Source organism: Plasticicumulans sp. (assembly GCF_035331805.1).
In the GTDB taxonomy this organism is placed as follows: domain Bacteria; phylum Pseudomonadota; class Gammaproteobacteria; order Competibacterales; family Competibacteraceae; genus Plasticicumulans.
In genome coordinates, this window is the sequence record NZ_DAOLKE010000223.1 from 3,757 (window position 1) to 5,874 (window position 2,118).

General features: G+C 71.3%; 2 protein-coding genes. Both read left to right on the forward strand.

Annotated features, from left to right (window positions below; genetic code table 11):
- Positions 1–53 precede the first annotated feature (53 nt).
- On the forward strand, positions 54–1,742 hold the full coding sequence (gene cas1 / locus PKE44_RS13820; protein ID WP_324552173.1) for a CRISPR-associated endonuclease Cas1: 1,689 nt from the start codon (positions 54–56) through the stop codon (positions 1,740–1,742).
- A gap of 5 nt (positions 1,743–1,747) precedes the next feature.
- Positions 1,748–2,047 (forward strand): CRISPR-associated endonuclease Cas2, encoded by a 300-nt coding sequence (gene cas2 / locus PKE44_RS13825; RefSeq protein WP_324552175.1) that lies wholly within the window; start codon positions 1,748–1,750, stop codon positions 2,045–2,047.
- Positions 2,048–2,118 lie beyond the last annotated feature (71 nt).

Genomic DNA, 2,118 nt, shown 5'->3' on the forward strand with positions numbered 1-2,118 from the left:
GCCGCTCCGCAGGTCCGTCGCAGCGCACCGGCCGGTCCGCTGGTGTTCTGAACATGGCGACCGACGCCGACCCCACGCTCGCCGCCGTGCCGCCGCTGCCGGCGCGCATGGTCAACGAGTACGTGTACTGCCCGCGGCTCGCGTACCTGATGTGGGTGCAGCAGGAATGGACCGACAGCGCCGAAACCGTCGACGGCCAGTACGTGCACCGGCAGGTCGACCGCCCCGGCGGTGTGCTGCCCGATGAGCCCCTGCCCGAAGGCGAGCGCATCCATGCGCGCTCGGTGACGCTCGAATCCGCCACGCTCGGCGTCATCGCGAAGCTCGATCTGGTCGAGGCCGAAGGTCTGCGCGCCACACCGGTCGACTACAAGCGCGGCAGGCGCCCGCACGCGGCGCGCGGCCCGCATGCACCCGAGCGCGTGCAGCTCGCGCTGCAGGGCCTGCTGCTGCGCGAGCACGGCTTCGAGTGCCGGGAAGGCGTGATCTGGTACGCCGGCAGCCGCGAGCGCGTGCCGGTGACGCTCGATGAGGACCTCGTCACCGAAGCGCGCAGCGCGGTTGCCGGCCTGCGTGCGCTGGCCACGGCCGGCCGGCTGCCGCCGCCGCTCGACGACAGCCCGAAGTGCCCGCGCTGCGCGCTGGTCGGCATCTGCCTGCCCGACGAAACCGCGCGCCTGCGCGGCGGCGATCTGGCGCCGCGACCGCTGGCGGTGGCCGATGACCCGGCGCAGCTGCTGTTCGTGCAGGCGCCGTATGCGCGCATCGGCCGCGACGGCGAGACGCTGACCGTCGAGATCGAGCGCGAGCCGGCAAAGCCGGTGCGCCTGATCGATGTCTCGCAGCTCGTGCTGCACGGCAACGTCAGCCTCAGCGCCCCGGCGCTGCACGAGCTGATGGCGCGCGACATTCCGGTGAGCTGGCACAGCCACGGCGGCTGGTTCCTCGGCCACACCATCGGCACCGGGCACCGCAACGTCGAACTGCGCAGCGCCCAGTACCGCGCGAGCTTCGACGAGGCCGCCTGCCTGCGGCTGGCGCGCGGTCTGGTCGAGGCCAAGATTGCCAACGCCCGCACGCTGCTGCGGCGCAACTGGAAGCAGGGCAGCGCGCCACCGGCGCTGCTCGCGGCGCTGAAGGACGACATCGCCACCGCCCGCACGGCACCGTCGCTCGCGAGCCTGCTCGGCGTCGAAGGCGCTGCGGCAGCACGCTATTTCGGCGTCCTTGCCGAGCTGCTGAATCCGGCACCGGCGGCCGATGGCGGATACAGCTTCGACTTCCGCACCCGCAACCGCCGCCCGCCGGCCGATCCGGTCAACGCGCTGCTGTCGTTCGCCTACGCGCTGCTGACGCGCACGCTGACGGTGACGCTGACGGCGGTCGGTTTCGATGCCTATCGCGGCTTCTATCACCAGCCGCGCTACGGCCGCCCGGCGCTGGCGCTCGACGTGATGGAGCCGTTCCGGCCGCTGATCGCCGATTCGGTGGTGCTGCAGGTGATCAACAACGGCGAGGTGCGCCCGCGCGATTTCGTGCGCGCCGGCGGCGGCGTGGCGCTGAAGCCGGAGGCGCGCAAGGCGCTGGTGCTGGCCTTCGAGCGGCGGCTGGCGCACGAGGTCACGCATCCGCTGTTCGGCTATCGCGTCGCCTACCGCCGGCTGCTGGAAATCCAGGCACGGCTGCTCGGCCGGCATCTGCTCGGCGAACTGCCGGATTACCCGAACTTCACGACGCGGTGAGCGCGATGAGCCGGTTTCAGGAACATCTGTATGTGGTCGTCTACGACATCCGCGATGACCGGCGCTGGCGGCGGGTCTTCCGGACCATGAAGGGCTTCGGCGACTGGGTGCAGTTGTCGGTGTTCCAGTGCCGGCTGACGGCGGTGCGCCACGCCGAGCTGGTGGCGCGGCTGGACGGGCTGATCCTGCATGGCCATGATCACGTCCTGGTCATGGACATGGGCCCGGCCACCGGCATCGCCCCGCGCGTCACCAGCCTCGGCCTGCCCTACGAACCTCCGGAAAAAGGCCCGGTCGTGCTGTAACTGCCGCAGTGCTCGCGAGCGCTCCGGTGCCACGAAAATCCCGGGCAGCGCTCGCAAACCGGAAGCTCTTT

Bases quoted from the DNA above. Each gene is read 5' to 3' on its own strand.
- cas1 (WP_324552173.1), top strand. From the start codon at position 54: ATGGCGACCGACGCCGACCCCACGCTCGCCGCCGTGCCGCCGCTGCCG.
- cas2 (WP_324552175.1), top strand. From the start codon at position 1,748: ATGAGCCGGTTTCAGGAACATCTGTATGTGGTCGTCTACGACATCCGC.